Here is a 22,134-nt window from a genome sequence, read left to right on the forward strand (position 1 = left end):
TTGGCCCGGAGCTTCGCGTCAGCGATAGCGGGCGTCTGCCTCCCGGTTGGCGGCGATTTCCTTCTCGTAGCGGTCGCCGATCGCGAGCAGCATTTCCTTGGTGAAGTACAGGTCGCCGCGCTTCTCGCCGTGGTACTCGTGAATGTGCGTCTCGACGATCGAGTCGACCGGGCAGCTCTCCTCGCAGAAGCCGCAGAAGATGCACTTGGTCAGGTCGATGTCGTAGCGGGTGGTGCGGCGCGTGCCGTCGGCCCGCTTCTCGGACTCGATCGTGATCGCCAGGGCCGGGCAGACCGCCTCGCACAGCTTGCAGGCGATGCAGCGCTCCTCGCCGTTCGGGTAGCGGCGCAGCGCGTGCAGGCCGCGGAAGCGCGGCGACATCGGCGTCTTCTCCTCGGGATAGAGCACCGTGATCTTGCGCGCGAAGAAGTACCGCCCGGTGAGCCGCAGCCCCTTGAGCAGTTCGGTGAGCATGAAGCTCGAGAAGAAATCCTTGACCGCTTCCATGTGAGTCACCCGTTGCCGGTCAGTTCCAGATGTTCCACGGGGTCTGGATCCAGGCGGCGATCACCACCAGCCAGACCAGCGTCACCGGAATGAAGATCTTCCAGCCCAGCCGCATGATCTGGTCGTAGCGATAGCGCGGGAACGAGGCCCGGAACCAGATGAACAGCGAGACGACGCAGAAGGTCTTGATGCCGAGCCACAGCCAGCCCGGGATCCAGTTGAAGACGACCGAATCGATCGGCGGATACCAGCCGCCCAGGAACATGATCGACGCGAGCGCCGACAGCAGGATCATGTTCGCGTACTCGGCCAGGAAGAAGACCGCGAAGCCCATGCCCGAGTACTCGACCATGTGGCCGGCAACGATCTCGGACTCGCCCTCGACCACGTCGAACGGGTGGCGGTTGGTCTCGGCGACCGACGAGATCACGTAGACGACGAAGATCGGCAGCAGCGGCAGCCAGTTCCAGGACAGGAAGTTCAGGCCCATTTCGGCGAAACGGCCCTCGCCCTGGCCGGTGACGATGTCGACCATGTTCAGGCTGCCCGAGACCATCAGCACCACGACCAGGCAGAAGCCGATCGCCAGCTCGTAGGACACCATCTGGGCCGACGCGCGCATCGCGCCGAGGAACGCGTACTTCGAGTTCGACGCCCAGCCGGCGATGATCACGCCGTAGACCTCGACCGAGGTGATCGCCAACAGCAGCAGCAGGCCCGCGTTCACGTTGGCCAGCACCAGCTCGGGGCCGAACGGGATCACGGCCCACGCCGCCATCGCCGGCATGATCGTCATGATCGGGCCGAGCAGGTACAGGCCCTTGTTCGCCTGCGTCGGCATGATGATCTCTTTGAACATCAGCTTGAACGCGTCGGCGATCGGCTGCAGCAGGCCCTTGGGCCCCACCCGGTTCGGGCCGATGCGCAGGTGCATGTAGCCGATCATCTTGCGCTCCCACAGCGTGAGATACGCGACGCAGCCGAGCACCGGCAGCACGATGCAGACGATCTTGACCAGGTTCCAGACGACCGGCCAGGCGGCGCCGAGCGTGCCCTCGCCCCAGGTGGTGACGCCGTTGAGCAGATTCTCCATGTTCCCGTTCTTCGTCCGCGTTTCGTCTCGAGGGTTCGTCCGCCCGCTCAGGCCCGCTCGACGCGCGCCGCGCCGGTCATCGCGGCCAGCCTGACCGTGGCCTCGTGGCCGCTGGCCAGCCTCAGCACGCCGTCGGCCAGCGCCGGATCGACGGCCAGCTCGACCAGCGCGTCGCCGCCACCCGCCATGCTCACCCGCACCTTGTCGCCGCTCGCCGGCCCGCCGAGCGCGGCCAGCGTCGCCGGGCTGACCCGGGCCTTGGGCGCACGCGCATCGCTGGTCTGTTGCAGGCTGGGCGCGCGGCGCACGATCGGGTCGACCGAGTAGATCGCGACCTCGGGCAGGCGCTCCAGCGCGCCCGCCTGGGCCGGCGCGGCGATCGATCCGATCGCGCCCGAGACGCGGTTGTCGAGCCTGGCGGCCACGTCGGCCGGCAGCGCCTGCGCGCGCACCGCGTCGGCGGAGTCCTGGTCGAAGCCGGGCAGGTCGAGCAGGTTGCCCAGCACGCGCAGCACCTTCCAGCCGGGGCGGGCCTCGCCCGCCGGGCGGACCACGCCGTTGAAGGACTGCACCCTGCCCTCGGCGCTGACGAAGGTGCCGGCGGTCTCGGTGAAGGGGGCGATCGGCAGCAGGCAGTCGGCCAGCTCGAGCAGCTCGTCGGACTTGTACGCGGAGAGCGCGATCACCGACTCGGCCGATGCGAGCGCGGCGCGGGCGGCGGCCGGCATCGCGTGATCGTAGTCGGGCTCGACGTTCATCAGCAGGTACAGCGAGCGCGGCTGCTCGACCATCGCGCGGGCGTCGAGCCCGCCTTGCGACGGCACCGCACCGGCCAGCCAGCCGCCGACCGAGTTGGCCGACTCGCCCAGCCAGCCGAGCCGCGCGCCGGTTGCGTCGGCGATCGCCTGCGCGAGCCGGGCCAGCTGCGCCTGCGCCGGATGCTGCGCGACCGCGTTGCCGAGCAGCACCGCCTTGCGATCGCCCGTCACAAGCGACGCGGCGATCGCGCGCTCGGCATCGGTGGGCTGCACGCCATTCAGCTCGGCCGCCACGGACTCGGGCAGCTCGATGGTGCCGCCGGCCGCTGCGGCGGCCGCGGGCAGCGCCGCGAGGATGCCCGCCAGCACGCGCGCCCACTGCGACGGCGCGGCCAGCGCCTTGTTCGCGACCGGCATCAGCAGGTCGTCGTCGGCCGCATGCACGATCGAGAGCCGGCAGCCGGCCTTGGCCGCCGCGCGCACCCGGGCGGCCAGCAGCGGATGGTCCTTGCGCAGGAAGGAGCCGACCAGCAGCAGGCGGTCGAGGCGATTGACCTCGGCCACCGCCATGCCCAGCCAGGGCACGCCGGCGCGGGCGGCGTCGAGCGAGAAGTCGACCTGGCGCAGCCGGAAATCGACGTTGCCGCTTCCCAGCCCGCGGACCAGCTGCCCGAGCAGGTAGAGCTCCTCGACCGTGCCCTGCCCGGAAGCGAGCGCGCCGATCGCGGCCGCGCCCTTCTGCTCGCGCACCGTGCGCAGCGCGTGCGCCGCGTACTGGAGCGCGGTGGGCCAGTCGACCTCGCGCCACTGGCCGTCCTGCTTGAGCATCGGCGAGGCGAGGCGATCGGCGCTGTTCAGGCCTTCGTAGGAGAAGCGGTCGCGGTCGGAGAGCCAGCACTCGTTGACCGCCTCGTTCTCGAGCGGCACGACGCGCATCACCCGGTTGTTCTTGACCTGCACGACGATGTTCGAGCCGAGCGAATCGTGCGCGGCGACGGACTTGCGACGCGACAGCTCCCAGGTGCGGGCGCTGTAGCGGAAGGGCTTGCTGGTGAGCGCGCCGACCGGGCACAGGTCGATCATGTTGCCGGACAGCTCGGAGTCGACCGACTCGCCGAGGAAGCTCATGATCTCGGAGTGCTCGCCGCGGCCGGCCATGCCGAGTTCCATGATCCCGGCAACTTCCTGGCCGAAGCGCACGCAGCGGGTGCAGTGGATGCAGCGGGTCATCTCCTCGGCGGAGATCAGAGGACCCATCGACTTGTGGAAGACGACGCGCTTGTCCTCGTGGTAGCTCGACGAGGAGCCGCCGTAGCCCACGGCCAGGTCCTGCAGCTGGCACTCGCCGCCCTGGTCGCAGATCGGGCAGTCGAGCGGATGGTTGATCAGCAGGAACTCCATCACGCCCTTCTGCGCGGCGACCGCCTTCGGGGAGTTCGTGTAGACCTTCATGCCGTTGGAGACCGGGGTGGCGCAGGCCGGCATCGGCTTGGGCGCCTTCTCGACCTCGACCAGGCACATCCGGCAGTTGGCCGCGATCGAGAGCTTCTTGTGGTAGCAGAAATGCGGCACGAAGATGTCGAGCGCGTTCGCCGCATGCATCACCATGCTGCCCTCGGGCACCTCGACTTCGCGGCCGTCGATCTCCAGCTTGACCATCTCGTATCCGTTTGTTCGTTGCGTTTCGCTGCGGGGCGGCGCCGGCTCAGACGTAGGCCGGGACCATGCAGGTCTTGTGTTCGACGTGGTAGGCGAACTCGTCGCGGTAGTTCTTGACGAAGGCCCGCACCGGCATCGCGGCGGCATCGCCGAGCGCGCAGATCGTGCGGCCCTGGATGTTGTCGGCGATGCGATGCAGCTCGTCGAGGTCGGCCGGCGTGCCCTCGCCGTGCTCGATGCGGTTCACGATCCGCCACATCCAGCCGGTGCCCTCGCGGCAGGGCGTGCACTGGCCGCAGGACTCCTCGTAGTAGAAATAGGACAGGCGCAGCAGCGACTTCACCGCGCAGCGGGTCTCGTCCATCACGATGACCGCGCCGGAGCCGAGCATCGACCCCGCCTTGGCGATCGAGTCGTAGTCCATGTCGGTGTCCATCATGATGTGACCGGGGATCACCGGCGCCGACGAGCCGCCCGGGATCACCATCTTGAGCTTGCGGCCGTGGCGCATGCCGCCGGCGAGCTCGAGCAGCTTCGCGAACGGCGTGCCCAGCGGGATCTCGTAGTTGCCCGGCCGCTCGACGTCGCCGGAGATCGAGAAGATCTTGGTGCCGCCATTGTTGGGCTTGCCCACCTCGAGGTAGGGCTGGCCGCCGTTGCGGATGATCCAGGGCACCGCCGCGAAGGTTTCGGTGTTGTTGATCGTGGTCGGCTTGCCGTACAGGCCGAAGCTGGCCGGGAACGGCGGCTTGAAGCGCGGCTGGCCCTTCTTGCCTTCCAGCGACTCGAGCAGCGCGGTTTCCTCGCCGCAGATGTAGGCGCCGTAGCCGTGGTGCGCGTGCAGCTGGAACGAGAAGCCCGAGCCGAGGATGTTCTCGCCCAGGTAGCCGGCCGCGCGGGCCTCCTCGAGCGCCTCCTCGAAGCGCTCGTAGGCCTCGAAGATCTCGCCGTGGATGTAGTTGTAGCCGACCGTGATGCCCATCGCGTAGGCCGCGATCGACATGCCCTCGATGACGATGTGCGGGTTGTAGCGCAGGATGTCGCGGTCCTTGAAGGTGCCCGGCTCGCCCTCGTCGGAGTTGCAGACCAGGTACTTCTGCCCCGGGAACTGCCGGGGCATGAAGCTCCACTTCAGCCCGGTGGGAAAGCCCGCGCCGCCGCGGCCGCGCAGGCCCGAGGCCTTGACCTCGGCGATCACCTGCTCGGGCGTGATGCCCTCGGTCAGGATCTTGCGCAGCGCCTTGTAGCCGTCGCGCGCCTCGTAGTCCTTCAGGCGCCAGCCGTCGGCGTGCGTGAGCCCGGCGTAGATCTGCGGCGAGACGTGGCGGCCGTGGAAGCAGGTTTCCTGGGACTTGGCGTCGATCAGCAGGTCTTTGGCTCCCATCGGCTTACCCCTGCGCCTTGAGCTCGGCGATCAGCGCGTCGAGCTTCTCGTTGCTCATGAAGCTGCACATCCGGTGGTTGTTCACCAGCAGCACCGGCGAGTCGGCGCAGGCGCCGAAGCACTCGCTCTCCTTCAGCGTGAACAGGCCGTCGGCCGTGGTCTCGCCGTAGCCGATGCCGAGCTTCTCCTTCAGGTACTCGCCCGCCTTGACGCCGTCGCGCAGCGCGCAGGGCAGGTTCGTGCAGACCGACAGCTTGTGCTTGCCGACCGGCTGCGTGTCGTACATGTTGTAGAAGGTCGCGACCTCGTGCACCGCGATCGGCGGCATGCCGATGTAGGCGGCGACGTCGCGGATCACCTCGGGCGACACCCAGCCCTTCTCGCGCTGCGCGATCGCCAGCGCGGACATGACCGCCGACTGGCGCTGGTCGGCCGGGTACTTGGCCAGCTCGCGGTCGATCCGCGCGTAGGCCTCGTCGCTGAGCAGGCGTTGGGGATTCGGTACTGCGCTCATCGCTCGATGTCCGTTGCGTGCGTTGCGTTCGTTGCCGGGGCGCGTCTCAGCGGTCGATCTCGCCGAACACGATGTCCTGCGTGCCGATGATCGTGACCACGTCGGCGATCATGTGGCCGCGGGACATTTCGTCGAGGCCCTGCAGGTGGGCATAGCCGGGCGCGCGGATCTTCAGGCGGTAGGGCTTGTTCGCGCCGTCGGACACCAGGTAGATGCCGAACTCGCCCTTCGGGTGCTCGATCGCCGAGTAGACCTGTCCCTCGGGCACGTGGAAGCCCTCGGTGAAGAGCTTGAAGTGGTGGATCAGCTCTTCCATGTTCGACTTCATGTCGACGCGGCTGGGCGGCGCCACCTTGTGGCTGTCGGTCATCACCGGGCCAGGGTTGGCGCGCAGCCACTCGACGCACTGCCGGATGATGCGGTTGCTCTCGCGCATCTCGGCCACGCGGACCAGGTAGCGGTCGTAGCAGTCGCCGTTGGTGCCGACCGGGATGTCGAAGTCGAGCCGGTCGTAGACCTCGTAGGGCTGGGTCTTGCGCAGGTCCCAGGGCACGCCCGAGCCGCGCAGCATCGGGCCGGTGAAGCCCAGCGCCTTGGCGCGATCGGGATCGACCACGCCGATGCCCACCAGCCGCTGCTTCCAGATCCGGTTGTCGGTGAGCAGGGTCTCGTACTCGTCGACGTAGCCGGGGAAGCGCTCGGTGAAGGCCTCGATGAAGTCGAGCAGCGAGCCCTGGCGATCGCGGTTCATCTCGCGGATCGCGGCCTCGTTGCGCACCCTGGTTGCGCGGTACTTCGGCATCTCGTCGGGCAGGTCGCGATAGACGCCGCCCGGCCGGTAGTAGGCCGCGTGCATGCGCGCGCCCGACACCGCCTCGTAGCAGTCCATCAGGTCCTCGCGCTCGCGGAAGGCGTACAGGAAGACCGCCATCGCGCCGACGTCGAGCCCGTGGGCGCCGATCCACAGCAGGTGATTCAGGATGCGGGTGATCTCGTCGAACATCACCCGGATGTACTGCGCGCGGACCGGCACCTCGATGCCGAGCAGCTTCTCGATCGCCATCACGTAGGCGTGCTCGTTGCACATCATCGACACGTAGTCGAGACGGTCCATGTACGGCACGCTCTGGATGAAGGTCTTCTGCTCGGCCAGCTTCTCGGTGGCCCGGTGCAGCAGGCCGATGTGCGGGTCGGCGCGCTGCACGACCTCGCCGTCGAGCTCGAGCACCAGCCGGAGCACGCCGTGCGCCGCCGGATGCTGGGGGCCGAAGTTGAGCGTGTAGTTCTTGATCTCTGCCATGGTCAGCGCCCTGCCCCGTAGCCTTCCTCGCGTATCACGCGCGGGGTGATCTCGCGCGGCTCGATCGTGACGGGCTGGTAGACGACGCGCTTCTGCTCGGGGTCGTAACGCATCTCGACATAGCCAGAGACCGGGAAGTCCTTGCGGAACGGGTGGCCGACGAAGCCGTAGTCGGTGAGGATTCGGCGCAGGTCGGGGTGGCCCTCGAAGACGATGCCGAACAGGTCGAAGGCCTCGCGCTCGTACCAGTTGGCCGAGGGCCAGACGCCGGTCACGGTCTCGACCATCGGGAAGTCGTCGTCGGGACAGAAGGTCTGCACCCGCACGCGCCAGTTCTTCTCGACCGACAGCAGCTGCATGGCCACCGAGAAGCGGGCGCCGTCCCAGGCGCCATCGCCCCAGTTCTGCCAGTCGACGCCGCACAGGTCGATCATCGTGTCGAAGCGAAGCGAGGGGTCGTCGCGCAGGCGGCGCGCGGCCTCGACGTGGTCGGCCGAGCGGACCACGACGGTGATCTCGCCGTAGCGGTTCTCGAGCGAGACCAGCGCCTCGCCGAGCACCTCGCGCAGGTTGGCCTCGAGCTGTTCGAGTCGGTTCATGACTGGCGTGCGATCGTGTATTCGCGACGGATCTTGGCCTGCAGCTGCAGGATTCCGTACATCAGGGCCTCGGCGGTGGGCGGGCAGCCCGGCACGTAGACGTCGACCGGCACGATGCGGTCGCAGCCCCGAACCACCGAGTACGAGTAGTGGTAGTAGCCGCCGCCGTTGGCGCAGGAGCCCATCGAGATCACCCAGCGGGGCTCGGGCATCTGGTCGTAGACCTTGCGCAAGGCCGGCGCCATCTTGTTGCACAGCGTGCCGGCGACGATCATCACGTCGGACTGGCGGGGGCTGGGCCGGAAGATCACTCCGAAGCGGTCGAGGTCGTAGCGGGACGCGCCCGCGTGCATCATCTCGACCGCGCAACAGGCCAGGCCGAAAGTCATCGGCCACAGCGAACCGGTGCGGGTCCAGTTCACCAGCTTGTCGAGCTGGGTCGTGACGAAACCCTGGCTCAGGACACCTTCGATACTCATCTTGCCGCTCCGTGCGGATGCCTGGACGACCGGGCGATCATTCCCAGTCGAGCGCGCCCTTGGACCATTCGTAGACGAATCCGACGACCAGGACGGTGAGGAAGATCATCATCGAGACGAACCCGAAGAAGCCGATCGTGTCGAGCGAAACGGCCCACGGGAAGAGGAACGCGATCTCGAGGTCGAAGAGGATGAAGAGGATCGCGACCAGGTAGTAGCGGACGTCGAACTTCATCCGTGCGTCTTCGAAGGCCTCGAAGCCGCATTCGTAGGGGGAGAGCTTTTCGGGATCGGGCCGGCTGGGGCCGAGGATCTTGCCGATCAGCATCGGGCCGACGCCCACGGCGATGCCGACGAGGATGAACAGCAGGACGGGGAGGTAGTTTTCGAGGTTCACGCCGCGCTTCCCGTTGGTGTCGTTCGCTCAGTTCCGCTCTGTCCGCAAAGGCCGAGCACGAAGCGAAACCGTCGCGGCGGTCCGGTCCGTGCCAGAAAAAAGTCCGCTCGGGCTCTCACCCCGGCGGACCCTTTCCGCTCGACCTCCTCACGCCCCGACCCGCCATGAACCCGAGGCGGGCGGCGCCGCTTCCGTCAGTGCGGAAGCCGCTCTTCTTTGTTGGTGGTGCCGACGGCGAGACTCGAACTCGCACAGCTTTCGCTACTACCCCCTCAAGATAGCGTGTCTACCAATTTCACCACGTCGGCACTGCAAGAAACCGCGGGGCGATCCGCTCGGATTGCCGCGAGGATGACCTCGCTCAACAAGCCGCACCGCCCCACTGCGCCGCACGTTCCGGACCTCGCCCGGCTTCCGGATCGAGGACATCCGGAATGTCGTTCAGCGCAGCCGTAAATTCTACTACTTTCCCGTCACTTCGGCACGTCGCTCGCCGGGGCGGCCGTACCGGAACCCGCGCCCGAGGCCGGGGCGCTGCCGCCGGCGGGCGGCACATCGGCCGGCGCAGCCGGCGCGGCGGGCTGCGAAGCGCCCTGCATCACGCTGGTCGGCGCCTCGGGCCGCTTGTTGGCCAGCAGCGCCAGCGCCAGCGTGCAGACGAAGAACACGGTGGCCAGCACGCCGGTCGTGCGGCTCAGGAAGTTCGCCGAGCCGGTGGCGCCGAACAGGCTGCCGGAGGAACCGGAGCCGAAGGCCGCGCCCATGTCGGCGCCCTTGCCGTGCTGCATCAGCACCAGGACGATGACGCCCAGCGCGCTGAGCACCTGCACGATCATCAGCAAATTGTTCAACCAGGTCATCCGGACAGCTCCAGTCGGTATTTCGTTCGATTCGGACTGCCGATCGCCCCGCCCTCAGGCGACGGCGGCAGCGCGGCAGATGTTGAGAAACTCGTCGGCCACCAGCGACGCGCCGCCGATCAGGCCACCGTCGACATCGGGCATCGAGAACAGGCTCATCGCGTTGGCGGCCTTCACGCTGCCGCCGTAGACGATGCGGATCGCGTCGGCGCCCGCCACCCCGGCGTGGGCCATCCGCGCCCGGATGAAGGCGTGGGCCTGCTGGGCCATCTCCGGCGAGGCGGTGCGGCCGGTGCCGATCGCCCAGACCGGCTCGTAGGCGACCACAGCCCGGGCCGGATCGGCCCCCTGCAGTGCCGGAACCAGCGCCTCGACCTGTCGGGCCAGCACGGCCTCGGTGGCATCGGCCTCGCGCTCGTCCAGGGTTTCCCCGACGCAGGCGATCACGCCCAGGCCGCCGGCCACGCACATCGAGGCCTTGCGCGCGACCACCTCGTCGGTCTCGCCGAGCAGCGTTCGCCGTTCGGAGTGACCGACGATCGCCCAGCCGCAGCCGAGGTCGGCCAGCATGCTGACCGAGACCTCGCCGGTCAGCGCGCCGTTGGCCGCGGCGGCCACGTTCTGGGCGCCCCACGCGATGCCCGTGTCGCCCAGCCAGGCGCCGGCCTGTCCGAGATAGGGAAACGGCGGGCAGATCACCACGTCGACCTGCGAAATCGACGCGCGCTCGAGCGCCGAGCGCAGCGCGGTGAACAGGTGCTCGTTCGTGACGATGTCGCCGTTCATCTTCCAGTTTCCGGCGACGAGCGGCTTGCGGGACTTCATCGGTCGAGACCGTTCGGTGAAAAACCCGCGATTTTACATCAGCCCTCGGCCCGGGAACGCCCCGGGCCCGGAGCGGCCTATTCGCGCGGCCGCTTCCAGGGCGACTCCCGGCCGGTGCGCCAGCGCCAGAACCACAGCCCGTAGCCCGAAAGACCGTAGGCCAGGAACAGGAAGAACAGGACGATCGGCGGGTCCGACGAGACCAGCACGAACAGCAGCACGATGCCGATCACGAACACGAAGGGCACGCTGCGCCGCAGGTTGATGTCCTTGAAGCTGTAGAACGGCGCGTTCGAGACCATCGTGATGCCGGCGTAGATGGTCAGCACGAACGCAGGCCAGGCCAGGTCGCGGCCGGTGGCCTCGATCCAGCGGGTCTGGCGCAGGTCGGTGGCGATCCAGACCAGGCCGGCGATCAGCGCCGCCGCAGCCGGGCTCGGCAGCCCCTGGAAGAAGCGCCGGTCGACGACGCCGATGTTGGTGTTGAAGCGGGCCAGCCGCAGCGCCGCGCCGGCCACGTAGACGAAGGCCGCCAGCCAGCCCCACTTGCCCAGCGGCTGCAGCGCCCACTCGTAGACGATCAGGGCCGGCGCCGCCCCGAACGAGAGCATGTCGGACAGGCTGTCGTACTGCTCGCCGAAGGCGCTCTGGGTGTTGGTGAGCCGGGCGACCCGCCCGTCGAGGCTGTCGAGCACCATGGCCACGAAGATCGCGATCGCCGCGATCTCGAAGCGGCCGTTCATCGCCTGCACGATCGCGTAGAAGCCGCAGAAAAGGTTCGCCGTGGTGAAGGCGTTGGGCAGCAGGTAGATCCGTCGCGAGCGCTGCGGCGCGAGCCCCGCCGGCGCCCCCGGCGCCTCGGAGCCAGCGCCCGGCGCGCCGGCCAGCTCGTCGAACTCCAGCCGGCGGGTGTCCTCGTCGTCGCGGTCGCGCGGATCCTGGTTCATTCGCTGCCTCGTTATTGCTGCGCCGGCGCGAGCTCGGCCAGCACGTCGCGCGCGGCATAGACCTTCTCGCCCACCCCGACCCTGGGTCGCGCGTCGGTCGGCAGGTACAGGTCGACCCGAGAGCCGAAGCGGATGAAGCCGAAGCGCTGCCCGCGGGCCAGCGTGTCGCCGGCGGCCACGTAGCAGAGGATGCGACGGGCGACCAGGCCCGCCACCTGCACGCAGCCGACCAGCGCGCCGTCGGCCGTGCGGATCTGCAGCGCGTTGCGCTCGTTGGCCTCGGAGGCCTTGTCCAGGTCGGCGTTCAGGAACTTGCCCGGGAAGTACTCGACCTTGTCGATCCGGCCGTCGACCGGCGACCGGTTCGAGTGCACGTTGAACACGTTCATGAAGACCGAGATCTTCAGCGCCTGGCGATCGGCGTAGGGGTCGCGGACCGTCTCGATCGCGATCACCCGTCCGTCGGCGGGCGCGAGCACCAGCCGCTCGCCCTGAGGGATCTCGCGCGGCGGGTCGCGGAAGAACTGCAGCACGAACAGCGAGACCAGCCACAAGGGCAGCGCCCAGAGCCAGCCGCCCCAGATCGTGACGACCAGGGAGACGACGACGGCGATCGCCAGGAAGGGCCAGCCCTCGCGGGCGATGATCGGATGCGGGTAGCGGGACATTGGGGATGCCTTGGAGCGTTGGCTCCAAGTATAGAGAAGGGAGAAGGGGGAAGGGGGAAGGAAAAACGGGGAAGGGGCTTGCGCGCCCTTCCCCGCTGCGCCGGCGCCCTGGCGGGCGGTCGGCTCGACCCTGTCCGATCGGCCGGGGCGGGAGGGCGTTTGCCCCAGCGCCGGCCGGTCGCGACCGGTCGATCAGTTCTTCGACTTGTCGACCAGCTTGTTGGCCTTGATCCAGGGCATCATCGCGCGCAGCTTCTCGCCGACGACCTCGATCTGGTGCTCGCCCATGATGCGGCGGCGCGACAGCAGCGTGGGCGCGCCAGCGCGGTTCTCGAGGATGAAGGCCTTCGCGTACTCGCCGGTCTGGATGTCGCGCAGCACGTCGCGCATGACCTTCTTCGACTCGTCGTTGATGATGCGCGGGCCGGTCACGTACTCGCCGAACTCGGCGTTGTTCGAGATCGAGTAGTTCATGTTCGCGATGCCGCCCTCGTAGATGAGGTCGACGATCAGCTTGAGCTCGTGCAGGCACTCGAAGTAGGCCATCTCGGGGGCGTAGCCCGCCTCGACCAGCGTCTCGAAGCCCGCCTTGATCAGCTCGACGGTGCCGCCGCACAGCACGACCTGCTCGCCGAACAGGTCGGTCTCGGTCTCCTCGCGGAAGTTCGTCTCGATGATGCCGGCGCGGCCGCCGCCGATCGCGGCGGCGTACGACAGGGCCAGGTCACGGGCGTTGCCCGACTTGTCCTGGTGGATCGCGATCAGCATCGGCACGCCGCCGCCGGCCGCGTAGGTGGAGCGCACGGTGTGGCCCGGGGCCTTGGGCGCGACCATGACCACGTCGAGGTCCTCGCGCGGCACGACCTGGCCGTAGTGCACGTTGAAGCCGTGAGCGAAGGCCAGCGTGGCGCCCTTCTTGATGTTCGGCTCGATCTCGCTCTTGTAGACGGCGCCGATGTGCTCGTCGGGCATCAGCATCATCACGAAGTCGGCGCCCTTGACCGCATCCTTGATCTCGGCGGCCTCGAGCTTGGCCTTCTTGACCTTGTCCCACGACGGGCCGCCCTTGCGAACGCCGACGACGACCTTGCCGCCCGAATCCTTCAGGTTCAGCGCGTGCGCGTGGCCCTGCGAGCCGTAACCGATGATCGCGACCTTCTTGCCCTTGATGAGCTTGATGTCGCAGTCCTTGTCGTAGAAAACCTTCATTCCTGCCTCTCCTGTTGTCCAGACTGGTTTCAGACTTTGAGCACCCGTTCGCCGCGGGCGATGCCCGAGCTGCCGGTTCGCACCGTCTCGAGGATCGCCGCGCGGTCGAGCGCGTCGATGAACGCGTCGAGCTTGGCGCCGTCCCCGGTCAGCTCGATCGTGTAGGTCTTGTCGGTGACGTCGATGATGCGGCCGCGGAAGATGTCCGCCATCCGTTTCATCTCGTCGCGCTCCTTCCCGGTGGCGCGAACCTTGATCAGCATCAGCTCGCGCTCGTTGTAGGGGCTCTCGGTCAGGTCGACGACCTTGACCACGTCGATCAGCCGGTTCAGCTGCTTGGTGATCTGCTCGATCACCTCGTCCGAGCCGGTGGTCACGATCGTCATCCGCGACAGCGACTTGTCCTCGGTGGGCGCGACCGTCAGCGTCTCGATGTTGTAGCCGCGCGCCGAGAACAGCCCGACCACCCGCGACAGCGCGCCGGCCTCGTTCTCGAGCAGGATCGAAATGATGTGCCTCATGTCGTCGCTCCTCAGAGATCTTCCGAGCCGAGCAGCATCTCGGTCAGGCCCTTGCCGCCCTGCACCATCGGCCAGACGTTCTCGGTCTGGTCGGTGATGAAGTCGAGGAACACGAGCCGGTCCTTGTACTTGCCGAAAGCGTCGCGCAGCGCCGGCTCGACGTCGGCCGGCCTTTCGACGCGGATGCCCACGTGGCCGTAGGCCTCGGCCAGCGCGACGAAGTCGGGCAGCGCGTCCATGTACGACTGGGAGTAGCGGCTGCCGTACTCGATCTGCTGCCACTGCCGGACCATGCCCAGGTAGCGGTTGTTCAGGTTGACGATCTTGACCGGCAGGTCGTACTGCTTGCAGGTCGAGAGCTCCTGGATGCACATCTGGATCGAGCCCTCGCCGGTGACGCAGGCCACCTGCGCGCCCGGGTGCGCCATCAGCACGCCCATCGCGTACGGAAGGCCCACGCCCATCGTGCCCAGGCCGCCAGAGTTGATCCAGCGGCGCGGCTTGTCGAAGCGGTAGAACTGGGCCGCGAACATCTGGTGCTGGCCGACGTCGGAGGTGACGAAGGCGTCGCCCTTCGTGACCTCCCAGAGCTTCTCGACGACGAACTGCGGCTTGATGACCTCGTCGCTGCCCTTGTACTTCAGGCAGTCGCGCTTGCGCCACTCGTTGATCTGGTCCCACCAGGCCTTCAGCGCGGCGGTGTTGGTCTTCTTGCCGGCCGCGAAGCTCTCCTCGAGCAGCGAGGTCAGCTCGACCAGGGTCTCGCGCACGTCGCCGACGATCGGCACGTCGACCTTCACCCGCTTGGAGATCGACGACGGGTCGATGTCGATGTGGACGATCTTGCGCGGGTTCTGCGCGAAGTGCTTGGGATTGCCGATGACACGGTCGTCGAAGCGCGCGCCGATCGCGATCAGCACGTCGCAGTGCTGCATCGCCATGTTCGCCTCGTAGGTGCCGTGCATGCCCGGCATGCCGACGAACTTCGGATCGCTCGCGCGATAGCCGCCCAGCCCCATCAGCGTGTTGGTGACCGGGTAGCCGAGCAGGTCGACCAGCTTGTTCAGCTCGGGCGCCGCATTGGCGAGGATCACGCCGCCGCCGGTGTACACCATCGGCCGCTCGGCGCCGAGCAGCAGGCCCAGCGCCTTCTTCAGCTGGCCCTGGTGACCGCGAGTGACCGGGTTGTACGAGCGCATCGACACCGACTCCGGGTAGTCGAAGCGGCACTTGTTTCGGGTGACGTCCTTCGGGATGTCGACCAGGACCGGGCCGGGCCGCCCGCTGGCGGCGATGTGGAAGGCCTTCTTGATCGTGGACGCCAGCTCCTTGACGTCCTTGACCAGGAAGTTGTGCTTGACGCAGGGCCGGGTGATGCCGACCGTGTCGCACTCCTGGAAGGCGTCCTCGCCGATCGCGTGCGTGGGCACCTGTCCGGACAGGATCACCATCGGGATCGAGTCCATGTAGGCCGTGGCGATGCCGGTGACAGCGTTGGTCACGCCCGGGCCGCTGGTGACCAGGCAGACGCCGACCTTTTCGGTGGACCGGGAGTACGCATCGGCCGCGTGGACGGCAGCCTGCTCGTGCCGGACGAGGATGTGCTGGACCTTGTCCTGCTTGTAGATTTCGTCGTAGATGTAGAGGACCGCGCCGCCGGGATAGCCGAACAGGTGTTCGACCCCTTCTTCCTGCAGACAGCGGACCACGATTTCCGCGCCAGTGAGTTCCATGTTCAGTCCTTTCAAGACCCAGGGAAGCCCGCCCGTCGGCGCCATGGCGCGCGGCGCCGACCTTCGATCGGAGCCCGGGAGCCACGACGCAGACCTTGGAACGGGGCCTGCGAGATTGATCGGATGCCCTTGCACGCCTCTCGTGAAGGCGCTCGGGGCAAGCGCGTCTTGTGCAAGGTTTGGCAGGTGAGCCGCGACTGCAAAGACAACGCCCCCTCTCGTTGACGGCCAAAGCCACCAGCGATCGAGGAGGCGGTTCGGGGTAGCCCGGCAGGATATCGCAGTGCAACACTGCCGGTCAAGGCGAGGGCCCCGGGTCTGCTAGGATCGCGCTCGATCCCTTTCACCGAACGCATCCGCGCGGACCTTTCCCGCATCTGCGAGACCAAACCCCACGCAACGCCGTCCGCCGCGCAATCCCCCTCACTCGATGGCCACCCGCCAGGAACTGTCCGACTTTCTCGAATCGGCCGAACGCCGCGCCTTCCGGCAGGCGGTGTTCGCGGTGCGGGACGAGGAGCTTGCGCTGGACCTGGTGCAGGACGCGATGCTGCGGTTGGTCGAAAAGTACGCCGACCGGCCGGCGCCCGAGCTCCCGCTGCTGTTCCAGCGGATCCTGCAGAACGCGGTCACCGATCACTTCCGCCGGCAGAAGGTCCGGAACCTCTGGACCACCCTGCTCTCTTCGCTGTCCTCGGACGGGGACGACGAGGACGATCGCGACGTGCTGGAGTCGCTCGAGGCCGACCCGTCGACCAGCCTGGGACGCGACGGCGCGGCCAATGTCGAGCGCGACCAGATCCTGGCGATCATCGACGAGGAGATCCGCAAGCTGCCCGCGCGTCAACGCGAGGCCTTCCTGCTGCGTTACTGGGAAGACATGGACGTTGCCGAAACAGCGGCGATCATGGGTTGCTCCGAGGGCAGCGTGAAAACGCACTGCTCCCGGGCGAACCACGCACTGGCTGCCGCTCTGAAGGCCCGAGGCATCACCCCATGAACGAAACTCGCTTCATTTCTTCGATCAGACAGGCCCTCGACGAATCCGCCGATCGTCTGCCGATGCGCGTCACTCATCGGCTCGAGCAGGCCCGCAGGGCCGCACTGGCGCGCGTGCCCGAACGTGCGACGCAACCCGCGCGCGCGTCGGCCGCCGTCGTCCCGACCCTGGGCCTGGCCACCGCCGGCGGGCCCGGATTCGCCGGGAATGCGGCCATGGGCGGCTGGGTCCTTTCCAAGCGCGACGCCGATGCCTGCGATCGCGCGCCCTGCCTGGCCTGGCGAATCGCCGCGATCGTGTTCCCGGTGGCCGCGCTGGTGGCGGGCATGATCGCCTTCAGCGAGCTGGCGGCCGAGCGCGGCGCGGCCGAAGTGGCCGAGCTCGAGGCCGCGGTGCTCGCCGACGACGTCCCGATCGCCGCCTATGCCGACCGCGGCTTCGGCGTGTTCCTGAAGAACTCGAACCTGGCTGACGAATGACCGTGCAACGCAGTATCCGGTTCGCCATCGGCCTGCTGGTGGCGGCCTGGAGCTTCGCGGCGGCGCCTGGCGCGCCGGCGGCGACGGAAACCGCAGAGCCGGCGCCCACGGTCGAACCGGTCGCGGCCGAGCCCGCCAAGGCCTCCGATTCGATCGACGCCGCCGCCTCCCCGCAGGCGGCAGCCCCTTCTGGGGATGCCCCGCCAATCGGCGCCGCGGCTGCCGACGGCGCCGCCCCGAGCGCGGAAGCGCCGCCGGCGCAGGCGGCCGAGGCGTCCGGCGAGATCCATCCGGCCCAGATGGCCGAGCCGGCCGGGGAAGCCGGCCCGACGCTGGCCAGCGAGCCGCCCGAAGCAGGCGAGCCCGCGCTGGCTGCGGAGCCGGCCGCGGAGGGCGAAGCCTCGGCGGCCGCAAAGGACTCCGGGGACGGCGAGCCCGCCCAGGCTGCCGAGTCGACCGAGGAGCCCGCGCCGGCCCACGCGAACGGCCCGACCGAGTACGTGGAGCCCCAACCGGTCGCGCGGCCCGCCGAGCGGACGCTGCGGCGCGGCCTGTCGGCCTCTCCCGCCTCCCGCCCACTCTGGAGCGACCTCTCCGCATCGCAGCGGCAGGTGCTCGCCCCGTTCGAGGCGCAGTGGAACGACTGGCCGGCAGCCGAGAAGCGCCGCTGGCAGACGCTCGCCGACCGAATTCCCAGGATGTCGGCCGAGAGCCAGGCGCGCGCCCGCGAGCGGATCGCCGAGTGGGCGGCGCTGACGCCCGCGCAGCAGCGGCTCGCGTTGCGCAACTACCGGATGGCCCGGCAGTTGCCGCCCGACGAGCGCAAGGCGCTGTGGGAGCGCTACACGCAGATGACGCCGGAGCAGCAGCAGGTGCTGCGCGCCAGCGGCTGGACCAGCAACACCGCGGCCCGCCACGCCGGCGCCCGCACCGGCCTGGCCAAGGAGGCCGCGCAACCGCTGGCGCCCGCCTTGCCCGGACCCGGGCACGCGAACTGATGCCGGCTGCCGATCCCTGGCGCCGGCTGATGGGCATCGTCTACGAATCGATCGTCCTGTTCGGGGTGCTCTGGTTCGCCGACTACGCGTTCTCGGCGCTTACCCAGTTCCGCGGCCACCCGGGGCCGCTGCGCACCGCGTTCCAGGTGTTCACCCTGCTGGTGCTGGCCGCCTACTTCTGCTTCTTCTGGGCGCACGGCCGCCGCTCGCTGCCGATGAAGACGCTGTCGCTGCAGGTCGTCACGCGAGACGACGGGCCGCTCGGCTACGGCCGCGCGTTCGCGCGCTTCGCCGCCGCCGTCGGGCTGTGGGTGGGCGCGCTGGCGGCCGGCCACTACCTGGCGGGCTGGCTTTACCTGCTGGTGCTGCTGCCCTTCGCCTGGACGCTGGTCGATCGCGACCGCCGGGCGCTGTACGACGTGATCGCCGGCACCCGGCTGGTCAAGCGGGCGCCGGACGCGGGGATGAAGTCGGTGGACGTCTGAGGATTCAGGCGCACCAGCGACGGGTGGCGTCCGAGATCGCGGCAACCGCGCTTGCGGCGTCGTCGATCACCGCGCCGAAGCGGATGAAGCCGTGCAGCATGCCGGGCATGCGCAGCACCTCGGCGGGCGCGCCCTGCTCGGTGAGCCGCTTCGCGAGCGCCTCACCCTCGTCGCGCAGGATGTCGCACCCGGCGGTGATCACCAGCGAGGGCGGCAGGCCCGCCAGGTCGCCAGCCAGCGCCGGCGAGAGGTCGGGATGCGTGGGCTCGATCGCGGTGTCGCCCAGGAACTGCTCCCAGTACCAGGCCATCTGCGCGCGCGACAGGTAGAAGCCTTCGCCGAAAGCCTTCACCGAGCCGCTGTCGAGCCGGCGGTCGGCGACCGGATAGACCAGCGCCATGCCGGCCGGAAGCGGCAGGCCGGCGGCCTTCAGCCAGCGCGCGGCGGTGACCGCGAGGTGCCCGCCGGCGCTGTCGCCCGACACGACGATCTTCGCGGGGTCGACGCCGAAGCGCGCGGCCTCGTCGCACACGAAGCGCAGCGCGCGCACCGAGTCGACGATGGCGCCCGGGAAGCGGGATTCGGGAGACAGCCGGTAGCCGACCGAGAAGACCTGCGCGTCGCAGGCCAGAGCCAGCTGGCGGCACAGCGTGTCGTAGGTGTCGAGCGTGCCCTGTACCCAGCCGCCGCCGTGCAGGTAGACGATCGCGCGATCGGCGCCGGGCCGGGGCACGAAGCGGCGCAGCGGGATCGCGGGGCAGCCGGCGGCATCGAAAGCCTCGCCCCGCGGCGAGCGCAGGCCCGCGTACAGGCCCGCCGGCACGACCAGGTCGGCGACCTCGGCCACCTCGGGCTTCGGGCCGCAGACCCACTGGGTCATGGCTTCGTGGCCGGCGCGCGCGCCCTCCGGGGTGAACGCCTTCGGCGGGGCGGGCAGCCGGGCGAGCAGCGCGGCGGACTGGGGGTGCAGGGTATCGGTCATCGAATTCAGGCCTTCACGCAATCCACGTAGTATCGGTCGACGCCGTCGGCGCCCTTCTCGATCACCAGTCCGTGCACGTCGGTGTAGAAGCCCGGGAACTTCGCGTTGAAGGTGCGCGCGAACTTCAGGTACTCGACGATCGACTTGTTGAAGCGCTCGCCCGGGATCAGCAGCGGAATGCCGGGCGGATAGGGCGTGACCAGCATCGTGGTGATGCGGCCTTCCAGCTCGTCGATCGGCACGCGGTCGACGTTGCGGTGCGCGAGGCACTCGTAGGCCTCGGACGGCTTCATCGCCGGCTGCATGCTCGACAGGTACATCTCGGTGGTGACCCGCGCGATGTCGTGGGCGCGGTACTGCTCGTGGATGCGCTGGGCCAGGTCGCGCAGTCCCACCCGCTCGTACGTGGGGTGCGCCTGCACGAACTCGGGCATCACCCGCCACAGCGGCTGGTTGTTGTCGTAGTCGGTCTTGAACTGCTGAAGCTCGGTGACCAGCGTGTTCCAGCGGCCCTTGGTGATGCCGATCGTGAACATCACGAAGAACGAGTACAGGCCGGTCTTCTCGACCACCACGCCGTGCTCGGCCAGGTACTTGGTGACGATCGAGGCGGGGATGCCCCAGTCGTCGAACTTGCCCTCGATGTCGAGGCCCGGCGTCACGATCGTGGCCTTGATCGGGTCGAGCATCGTGAAGTTCTCGGCCAGCTTGCCGAAGCCGTGCCAGCGGTCCTCGGAGCCGAGGAACCAGTCCTCGCGGTGGCCGATGCCGGTGTCGACCAGGCTGTTCGGGCCCCACACCTTGAACCACCAGTCGTTGCCGTACTCCGCATCGACCTTGCGCATCGCGCGGCGGAACTCGAGCGACTCGAAGATCGACTCCTCCACCAGCGCGGTGCCGCCTGGCGGCTCCATCATCGCCGCGGCCACGTCGCAGGACGCGATGATCGCGTACTGCGGGCTGGTCGACGTGTGCATCAGGAAGGACTCGTTGAAGCGGTAGCTGTCGAGCTTGTTGTTCTCCGAATCCTGGACCAGGATCTGCGAGGCCTGCGACAGGCCGGCCAGAAGCTTGTGGGTGGACTGGGTGGAGAAGATCATCGAGTCCTTGCTGCGCGGCCGGTTCGGGCCGATCGCGTGGTACTCGTGATAGAAGGGATGGAAGGTGGCGTGCGGCAGCCAGGCCTCGTCGAAGTGCAGGTTCTCGATGTAGTCGCCCAGCGTGTTCTTGATGGTTTCGACGTTGTAGATGACCCCGTCGTAGGTGGACTGGGTGATCGTCATGATCCGCGGCCGGGCGGTCTTGTCCTTGATCAGCGGGTTCGCGTCGATCTTTCGCTGGATGTTCGCCGGCTCGAACTCTTCCTTCGGGATCGGCCCGATGATCCCGTAGTTGTTGCGGGTGGGCTGCAGGAAGATCGGCACCGTGCCCGTCATCATGATCGCGTGCAGGATCGACTTGTGGCAGTTGCGGTCGACCAGCACCACGTCGCCGTTGCCGACCGCCGAGTGCCAGACGATCTTGTTCGAGGTCGACGTGCCGTTGGTGACGAAGAACAGGTGGTCGGTGTTGAAGATGCGCGCCGCATTGCGCTCCGAGGCAGCCACCGGCCCTGTGTGGTCGAGCAGCTGGCCGAGCTCGTCGACCGCGTTGCAGACGTCGGCCCGCAGCATGTTCTCGCCGAAGAACTGGTGGAACATCTGCCCCACCGGGCTCTTCAGGAAGGCCACCCCGCCGGAGTGGCCCGGGCAGTGCCAGGAGTACGAGCCGTCGTGCGCGTAGTTGACCAGCGCCTTGAAGAAGGGCGGCGCCAGCGAGGACAGGTAGTTGTTCGCCTCGCGGATGATCGTGCGGGCCACGAACTCCGGCGTGTCCTCGAACATGTGGATGAAGCCGTGCAGCTCGCGCAGGATCTCGTTGGGCACGTGCTGCGAGGTGCGGGTCTCGCCGAACAGGAAGATCGGGATCTCGGCGTTGCGCCGCCGGGTCTCGGCGATGAACTTGCGCAGCTCCTGGATCGCGGTGCTCTCGGCGCCGTCCTCGCCGATCTCCTCGTCGTCGATCGACACGATGAAGGCCGAGGCCCGCGCCGCCTGGTTGGCGACCATCGACACGTCGATGTAGGTGAAGCCGCCGACCACCTCCCAGCCCTGCTCCTCGATCGCCTTGGCGAGCGCCCGGATGCCCAGTCCGCTGGCCGAGTCGGAGCGCCAGTCTTCGTCGATGATGACAATGGGGAAACGGAACTTCATCGCGGTGGCCCGAGGGGAATGCTGAGGGACGGCGCGCGCGGCGGGCGCCGGGAAAAACGAAAGTAAAACACAAATGCGGGAGGGGGGCAGGTCAGGCGGCGAGCACCCGCACGGTGCTGCCGTAGCGGGCGAGCTGGGCGTCGACGGTGAGCAGCGTCATCGGCTCGACGATGCTCTGGGCGACCAGCAGGCGGTCGAACGGATCGCGGTGGTGCCAAGGGAGCTGCGCGACCGCGCTGACGTGCGTCGGCTCGATCGCAAGCCGCTGGAAGCCGCTTCGATCGGCGTGCTCGAACACGGTGTCCGGCTCGAACGACAGCCGGCCCAGGCTTCGCTTGATTGCGATCTCCCAGAGCGAAGCGACGCTGTAGAAGACCTGCCCCGCCGCATTGCGCAGCCGGTCGCGCTCGCTACGAGGAATCCGCTCGGGCTGGGCGAGCAGCCAGAGCAGCAGATGGGTGTCGAGCAGGCAGCGCACGGAACCA

The 22,134-nt window shown here is 68.4% G+C and carries 23 protein-coding genes and 1 tRNA gene; 4 read left to right on the top strand and 20 right to left on the bottom strand.

Translation table 11 applies throughout. From position 1 onward, the window contains the following. Positions 1 to 18 precede the first annotated feature (18 nt). The 17 genes from nuoI to M6I34_RS16180 all read right to left on the bottom strand — a co-directional run bounded on the left by nuoI (position 19) and on the right by M6I34_RS16180 (position 15,453). The gene (gene nuoI, locus M6I34_RS16100; protein ID WP_272486828.1) at positions 19 to 507 is read right to left on the bottom strand and encodes an NADH-quinone oxidoreductase subunit NuoI; all 489 of its coding nucleotides are present in this window, start codon (positions 505 to 507) and stop codon (positions 19 to 21) included. A gap of 19 nt (positions 508 to 526) precedes the next feature. After that, entirely contained in the window at positions 527 to 1,600 is a 1,074-nt protein-coding gene (gene nuoH, locus M6I34_RS16105) for an NADH-quinone oxidoreductase subunit NuoH (protein ID WP_272486829.1), read from the bottom strand. Between the two features lie 47 nt (positions 1,601 to 1,647). Continuing rightward, a complete protein-coding gene (gene nuoG, locus M6I34_RS16110; RefSeq protein ID WP_272486830.1) occupies positions 1,648 to 4,017 on the bottom strand; it encodes an NADH-quinone oxidoreductase subunit NuoG in 2,370 nt (789 codons plus the stop codon). A gap of 46 nt (positions 4,018 to 4,063) precedes the next feature. Continuing rightward, on the bottom strand, positions 4,064 to 5,401 hold the full coding sequence (gene nuoF, locus M6I34_RS16115) for an NADH-quinone oxidoreductase subunit NuoF (protein ID WP_272486831.1): 1,338 nt from the start codon (positions 5,399 to 5,401) through the stop codon (positions 4,064 to 4,066). Between the two features lie 4 nt (positions 5,402 to 5,405). Then, positions 5,406 to 5,915, bottom strand: a complete 510-nt coding sequence (gene nuoE / locus M6I34_RS16120) for an NADH-quinone oxidoreductase subunit NuoE (protein WP_272486832.1) — start codon at positions 5,913 to 5,915, stop codon at positions 5,406 to 5,408. 46 nt (positions 5,916 to 5,961) lie between these two features. After that, a complete protein-coding gene (locus M6I34_RS16125) occupies positions 5,962 to 7,215 on the bottom strand; it encodes an NADH-quinone oxidoreductase subunit D (protein WP_272486833.1) in 1,254 nt (417 codons plus the stop codon). A gap of 2 nt (positions 7,216 to 7,217) precedes the next feature. Beyond that, positions 7,218 to 7,814 carry an NADH-quinone oxidoreductase subunit C gene (locus M6I34_RS16130; protein WP_272486834.1) on the bottom strand — a complete coding sequence of 199 codons (597 nt, stop codon included), beginning with the start codon at positions 7,812 to 7,814 and terminating at the stop codon, positions 7,218 to 7,220. After that, entirely contained in the window at positions 7,811 to 8,293 is a 483-nt protein-coding gene (locus M6I34_RS16135; protein WP_147703940.1) for a NuoB/complex I 20 kDa subunit family protein, read from the bottom strand. The genes M6I34_RS16130 and M6I34_RS16135 overlap by 4 nt, the downstream gene beginning before the upstream one ends. Before the next feature lie 37 nt (positions 8,294 to 8,330). Beyond that, positions 8,331 to 8,690, bottom strand: coding sequence for an NADH-quinone oxidoreductase subunit A (locus tag M6I34_RS16140; RefSeq protein WP_272486835.1), 360 nt, complete (start codon positions 8,688 to 8,690; stop codon positions 8,331 to 8,333). A gap of 223 nt (positions 8,691 to 8,913) precedes the next feature. Then, positions 8,914 to 8,998, bottom strand: a tRNA-Leu gene (locus M6I34_RS16145). 165 nt (positions 8,999 to 9,163) lie between these two features. Further along, positions 9,164 to 9,550, bottom strand: a complete 387-nt coding sequence (gene secG / locus M6I34_RS16150) for a preprotein translocase subunit SecG (RefSeq protein ID WP_272486836.1) — start codon at positions 9,548 to 9,550, stop codon at positions 9,164 to 9,166. A 54-nt stretch (positions 9,551 to 9,604) separates the two neighbouring features. Then, positions 9,605 to 10,375 (bottom strand): triose-phosphate isomerase, encoded by a 771-nt coding sequence (gene tpiA, locus M6I34_RS16155; protein ID WP_272486837.1) that lies wholly within the window; start codon positions 10,373 to 10,375, stop codon positions 9,605 to 9,607. A gap of 77 nt (positions 10,376 to 10,452) precedes the next feature. Further along, a complete protein-coding gene (pssA, locus tag M6I34_RS16160; protein WP_272486838.1) occupies positions 10,453 to 11,322 on the bottom strand; it encodes a CDP-diacylglycerol--serine O-phosphatidyltransferase in 870 nt (289 codons plus the stop codon). Between the two features lie 11 nt (positions 11,323 to 11,333). Continuing rightward, positions 11,334 to 11,990 (bottom strand): phosphatidylserine decarboxylase, encoded by a 657-nt coding sequence (locus M6I34_RS16165; protein WP_272486839.1) that lies wholly within the window; start codon positions 11,988 to 11,990, stop codon positions 11,334 to 11,336. Positions 11,991 to 12,182: 192 nt separating this feature from the next. After that, complete coding sequence (gene ilvC, locus M6I34_RS16170) at positions 12,183 to 13,199, bottom strand: ketol-acid reductoisomerase (protein WP_272486840.1); 1,017 nt, start codon at positions 13,197 to 13,199, stop codon at positions 12,183 to 12,185. Positions 13,200 to 13,228: 29 nt separating this feature from the next. Continuing rightward, a complete protein-coding gene (ilvN, locus tag M6I34_RS16175; RefSeq protein WP_272486841.1) occupies positions 13,229 to 13,720 on the bottom strand; it encodes an acetolactate synthase small subunit in 492 nt (163 codons plus the stop codon). Positions 13,721 to 13,731: 11 nt separating this feature from the next. Beyond that, a complete protein-coding gene (locus M6I34_RS16180) occupies positions 13,732 to 15,453 on the bottom strand; it encodes an acetolactate synthase 3 catalytic subunit (RefSeq protein WP_272486842.1) in 1,722 nt (573 codons plus the stop codon). Positions 15,454 to 15,883: 430 nt separating this feature from the next. Between M6I34_RS16180 and M6I34_RS16185 the strand changes: the two genes are divergently transcribed. The 4 genes from M6I34_RS16185 to M6I34_RS16200 are packed head-to-tail and all read left to right on the top strand — an operon-like array spanning position 15,884 to position 18,415. Next, positions 15,884 to 16,453, top strand: coding sequence for an RNA polymerase sigma factor (locus M6I34_RS16185; protein ID WP_272486843.1), 570 nt, complete (start codon positions 15,884 to 15,886; stop codon positions 16,451 to 16,453). After that, positions 16,450 to 16,932, top strand: a complete 483-nt coding sequence (locus tag M6I34_RS16190) for a DUF3619 family protein (RefSeq protein WP_272486844.1) — start codon at positions 16,450 to 16,452, stop codon at positions 16,930 to 16,932. The genes M6I34_RS16185 and M6I34_RS16190 overlap by 4 nt, the downstream gene beginning before the upstream one ends. A gap of 2 nt (positions 16,933 to 16,934) precedes the next feature. Beyond that, positions 16,935 to 17,930, top strand: coding sequence for a DUF3106 domain-containing protein (locus tag M6I34_RS16195; RefSeq protein ID WP_272486845.1), 996 nt, complete (start codon positions 16,935 to 16,937; stop codon positions 17,928 to 17,930). Then, the gene (locus M6I34_RS16200) at positions 17,930 to 18,415 is read left to right on the top strand and encodes an RDD family protein (protein ID WP_272486846.1); all 486 of its coding nucleotides are present in this window, start codon (positions 17,930 to 17,932) and stop codon (positions 18,413 to 18,415) included. Before M6I34_RS16195 ends, M6I34_RS16200 begins: the two co-directional genes overlap by 1 nt. Before the next feature lie 4 nt (positions 18,416 to 18,419). On the opposite strand, the gene M6I34_RS16205 is transcribed toward M6I34_RS16200, so the two are convergent. The 3 genes from M6I34_RS16205 to M6I34_RS16215 form a co-directional block, all read right to left on the bottom strand. Further along, positions 18,420 to 19,397, bottom strand: a complete 978-nt coding sequence (locus M6I34_RS16205; RefSeq protein ID WP_272486847.1) for an alpha/beta hydrolase — start codon at positions 19,395 to 19,397, stop codon at positions 18,420 to 18,422. Between the two features lie 5 nt (positions 19,398 to 19,402). Further along, a complete protein-coding gene (locus M6I34_RS16210; protein ID WP_272486848.1) occupies positions 19,403 to 21,649 on the bottom strand; it encodes an arginine/lysine/ornithine decarboxylase in 2,247 nt (748 codons plus the stop codon). Positions 21,650 to 21,740: 91 nt separating this feature from the next. Continuing rightward, on the bottom strand, positions 21,741 to 22,127 hold the full coding sequence (locus M6I34_RS16215) for a type II toxin-antitoxin system VapC family toxin (protein ID WP_272486849.1): 387 nt from the start codon (positions 22,125 to 22,127) through the stop codon (positions 21,741 to 21,743). Positions 22,128 to 22,134: the final 7 nt, after the last annotated feature.

This window comes from Zeimonas sediminis, assembly GCF_023721795.1.
Classification (GTDB): Bacteria; Pseudomonadota; Gammaproteobacteria; order Burkholderiales; family Burkholderiaceae_E; genus Zeimonas; species Zeimonas sediminis.